A 4,155-nucleotide genomic window follows, 5' to 3' on the forward strand; every position below is an offset into this window, starting at 1 on the left:
GCGGCGGCCTCGGGCCGGGCGGCGTTCGAGGGCGACAGCCGGGCGGTTGCGAGCCTGATGATTGCCGCGGCGCTGAGCCTGATCGTCTCGGCGCTTTCGCCCTTCGCGATCGGGGCGGTGCTTCGCGCCAGAAGCGAGTGATTTCCCCCGCGACCCCCCGTGATTTTTGCCGGGAAACCACCTAGATTCACCGGTGTGACCGGCCATCAGGGGGGCTTTCATGTCGCGCCGCATTCTCGTTCCGCTTGCACTCGTGCTGGCCGCCTGTTCGCCGGAACAGGGCGGCGAGGTGGCTTCCCCCGACGTGTCCATATCGGCCGGGAGCGGCGCGGATGCGCCGGCCGCGGTGCCGTCCGGCCCCGCCGAGGTGGAGAACATCTCCGGCGAGAGCGAGGCCGCGACCTGGGAGACGGTGTTCGACGACGGGCTGTCGCAATATCCCGGTCTTTACGAACATGTCCGCGCGGCCAGCGACTCGGCGATGCGCGAGATGGCCGGGACCGCCCAGCAGGACTATCAGAACTGGCAGGAGGACGGGGCGCAGTGGGAGTGGCGGCCCTATGACATCGGCTGGACGTGGGAGATCGTGTGGAGCGACGAGACCCGCGTGAGCGTGCTGCAGTCCTGGTATGAATACACCGGCGGTGCGCATCCCAATCACGGTTCGGGCAGCGTGCTGTGGCTGGTGCCGGAGCAGCGCACGGTCGCCCTGCCGGAATTGTTCCAGGACGGCGGCCCCGGTTCGCCGGCGATGACGGCGCTGCTCGAGGCGATCCGCGCCAGCCTGATCGAGCAGAAATCGCAGCGTCTCGGCGAGTATTTCAACGCCGAGGACCAGGAGATGTGGCTCGGTGACCTGTCCGCAAGTGCGGAGAGCTTCGGCGCCTTCACGCTGGCCCTGTCGACCGAGGCGGAGCGTGCTGGCGGGCTGATCTTCCATTTCGACCCTTATGCGGTCGGGGCCTATGCCGAGGGCGATTACCGCGTGCTGGTGCCGCAATCGGTCTTCCGCGACTATCTGACCGCCGAGTGGGCGGGCGTGTTCGCGGGCGAACCCGATGTCAGCCCCGAGGATCTGGAGCCCTGACCCGGGCCGGCCTGCGACAGCAGGACGCTTGCCCATCCCGACCTGAGGCCGTAAGCGCGCAGGCATGATCAGCTATCTGGCCAATCCGCGGCGCTTCGACATTTTCGCGCGCTACGCCATTCCGGTGGCGGGCGGGCTGGCGGCCGTGCTGATCGCCGTGGGGCTCTACCTGTCGCTGATCGGTTCGCCGCCCGACTATCAGCAGGGCGACACGATCCGCATCATGTACATCCATGTGCCGGCGGCCTGGCTGGCGCTGGCGCTCTACTTCGCGATGGGAATTGCCAGCGCGGTCTTCTTCGTCTGGCGGCACAATCTGGCGGATGTCGCGGCGGCCTCGATCGCGCCGGTCGGCATGGTGTTCGCCGGCCTCTGCCTGATCACCGGAAGCCTGTGGGGCAAGCCGACCTGGGGCACGTGGTGGATCTGGGATGCGCGGCTGACCTCGATGCTGATCCAGTTCCTGCTGTTTCTCGGCTACATGGCGCTGCGCGGCGCGCTGGAGGACGAGAAGCTGGCCGCGCGGCTGGCCGCCATCCTCGCCATGGCGGGCCTTCTGAACCTGCCGATCGTGAAATTCTCGGTCGACTGGTGGGCCAGCCTGCACCAGGGCGCGACCGTGTTTCGTGCGGACGGCCCCAGCATCGACCCGAGCCAGCTGACCCCGCTTCTGGTCATGGCGACCGGCTTCACCGCTCTGGCAGCATGGATCGTGATGTACCGGATGCGCAGCGTGATCATGGACCGGCGCGCGCGGGCGCTGCGGCAGGCCCGTGAAGCGCGTGGAGGGGCGGCGTGATGAGCGAGCTCCTTGCCTATTCCCATCCCGGCTTCATCTGGACGTCCTATGCGATCACCGCGCTGGGTGTGGGCGGGCTGATCTACTGGATTCTGTCGGAACGCGCGGCGGTGAAGAAACGCCTCGACCGCGAGGAAAGGCGGAAGACCGGATGAACTGGCTGCGCCTTCTTCCGGCGATCGTTGTTGTCGCGCTGGTTGCGATCTTCGCCTGGCTGCTCGTCGGGCCGGAACGGGTCAGCGACGACCCGATGGTCGGTCAGCCCGTACCGTCGATCGCGCTCGCCGCGCTGGAGGGCCGGGCCGGTTTCGATCCGGCCGCGATCGAAGGCCCGTATCTCCTGAATATCTGGGGCAGCTGGTGCCCGCCCTGCCGCGCGGAGCATCCCTTGCTGATGCGGCTCTCGGAGGAAGGCATCCCGATCTATGGCGCGGCCTGGCGCGACAGCCCGGAGAATGCCGGACGCTTCCTCGCAGAGCTGGGTGACCCCTTCGCCGGCGTCGTGCTTGACCCGCGCGGCGAGCTGGTCATCGCGCTCGGGGTCACCGGTGCGCCGGAGACCTTCATCGTCGATGCGGACGGGATCATCCGCGCGCGCCATGCCGGACCGCTGACGCCGCAGACGCTGCAGCGCGACATCATGCCGGTCTGGAACGAGGTGACCGGCGGCTAGCGTCCGGATTTTTCCTTCGATCTGCACAACTTTCGCGTTAGTCTTCCTTCCGGAAAAGGGGGGTGACCATGCTGACAGCACTCGTTTCGGCGCTCATTGCCGCGGGGCCGGCGCCCGGCAGCGCACCGTCATATACCTTCTGCCGCATCGAGGCAGAACGGCGCGGCGACGGACCGCCTGAATCGCTAAGCGCGATCTGCGCGGACGACTTTCCCGAGGCGGAGGCGGTGAGTGCGGCAGCCAATCACGCGCTCTCCAGCGTCAATCTCGACCTCAACCGGCGCGAGCGTTTTGCCGTAGCGCCGAATATGGTCATGGAGCGCGCCGGGGACGGCAGCTGGCACGCGGCCGAGGGCCAGATGCTGATCCGGCCGATGTTCCTCGTCCCGCCCAACGAATTCCTGCGCCGCCCGCGCCATTACCGCTGCGACTATGTCGTCTGGCCCGGGCGCGACGGGCGCGGCGAGGACATGGAGATGACCTGCTATGCGGGCGGGTCGACCCGGCCCTCCCGTCCGGCCCGGCGCACGATGGAGGATTTCGTCCGGTCCACGCGCTGGGTGCCGACCGGCACGCGCTATTGCTTCACCCATTCCGAAGTCGGCGAAGTGGATGGCACAGACAGCCGCGGCCGGGTGATCGCGGGAGAGCCGCTCGATGACAACCTGCCCTGGCCCGACTACTGCCCGGAGGGGTGAGGTCTTCTAGCCAAATTCAGGAGTTGTTGCACTCGAGGCGAGAATGCCCGCTTTCCGGATCCCCCTCGATTTTCGAAGTTTTCGCAAAAACCCTTCCGTCAACTAAGGAGAGATCGTCATGCTGACCGCAGCACTGTTGGCGTTGGTCGTCCAGAGCGCCGAGATAACTGCGGCCTCAAGCGAACCGGAGTCGGTCGAAACCCACATTCCCAGCTTTGTCAGGTGCCGCATGGAATACGGGGGCGAGAATCCGGAAGTCGGTGGCCCGCGCTCGCTTCAGGCGCACTGCCCGACAAATGCACCCGAAGCTGAGCTTCTACAAGCGATCGCCGATGCGTCGATGGAACGTGTATCCATTCGTGGTATCGACCGGCGTCAGTATGTCGAACTGGCCCGCGATATCCGGTTTCGCTTCGATCCGGACACGCGATCCTATTCCGCGACACCCGGGCAGGACTTCATCCGCGGTATCCCGGCGATCCCTCCGCGGATCGTTGCGCGCGGCGACAGCTATGCCTGTTCCTTCGGTATTGAGGTCGACGAAGACGGTTCGCCGGACGATCACGAGTTGACCTGCCTCGTCGAAGGCGAGCGGCGCTACGTTTTCATGGGCGATGCCCAACGCAGCGTCCGTAATGCGATCCGGGCCACCCGCTTCGTGCCGACTGGAGAGACCTACTGCCACGCGGATCGCTATGCGATCGAGATTGATGGCTATGGACCACAGGCCTATATCAACGAACTCCCACGCTATTGCGAACAGGAGTGAGCCTGGACCCCCGCCTTCGTGTTTCGTTTCGGACGATTGTTTTGATTCCCCAGCGATCGTTGCTGGGCTAGCCTATGTTGCGTTGAGACGGAGGGCTGGGTGATGCAGGTCCGGCTTCACGCGAATGCG

At 66.1% G+C, this 4,155-nt stretch carries 6 protein-coding genes; all 6 read left to right on the forward strand.

Annotated features, from left to right (window positions below; translation table 11 throughout):
- Window positions 1–220 precede the first annotated feature (220 nt).
- Window positions 221–1,087 (forward strand): DUF3298 and DUF4163 domain-containing protein, encoded by an 867-nt coding sequence (locus tag L5876_RS14460; protein ID WP_236957066.1) that lies wholly within the window; start codon window positions 221–223, stop codon window positions 1,085–1,087.
- 64 nt (window positions 1,088–1,151) lie between these two features.
- The gene (gene ccmC, locus L5876_RS14465) at window positions 1,152–1,886 is read left to right on the forward strand and encodes a heme ABC transporter permease CcmC (RefSeq protein ID WP_236957067.1); all 735 of its coding nucleotides are present in this window, start codon (window positions 1,152–1,154) and stop codon (window positions 1,884–1,886) included.
- On the forward strand, window positions 1,886–2,041 hold the full coding sequence (gene ccmD, locus L5876_RS14470; RefSeq protein ID WP_063777245.1) for a heme exporter protein CcmD: 156 nt from the start codon (window positions 1,886–1,888) through the stop codon (window positions 2,039–2,041). The genes ccmC and ccmD overlap by 1 nt, the downstream gene beginning before the upstream one ends.
- A complete protein-coding gene (locus tag L5876_RS14475; protein WP_236957068.1) occupies window positions 2,038–2,559 on the forward strand; it encodes a DsbE family thiol:disulfide interchange protein in 522 nt (173 codons plus the stop codon). The genes ccmD and L5876_RS14475 overlap by 4 nt, the downstream gene beginning before the upstream one ends.
- Before the next feature lie 68 nt (window positions 2,560–2,627).
- Window positions 2,628–3,257: a hypothetical protein gene (locus L5876_RS14480; protein WP_236957069.1), complete on the forward strand. Its 630-nt coding sequence runs from the start codon at window positions 2,628–2,630 to the stop codon at window positions 3,255–3,257.
- A 118-nt stretch (window positions 3,258–3,375) separates the two neighbouring features.
- Entirely contained in the window at window positions 3,376–4,026 is a 651-nt protein-coding gene (locus tag L5876_RS14485; RefSeq protein WP_236957070.1) for a hypothetical protein, read from the forward strand.
- Window positions 4,027–4,155: the final 129 nt, after the last annotated feature.

It is taken from the genome of Hyphobacterium sp. SN044 (assembly GCF_021864465.1).
Classification (GTDB): domain Bacteria; phylum Pseudomonadota; class Alphaproteobacteria; order Caulobacterales; family Maricaulaceae; genus Hyphobacterium.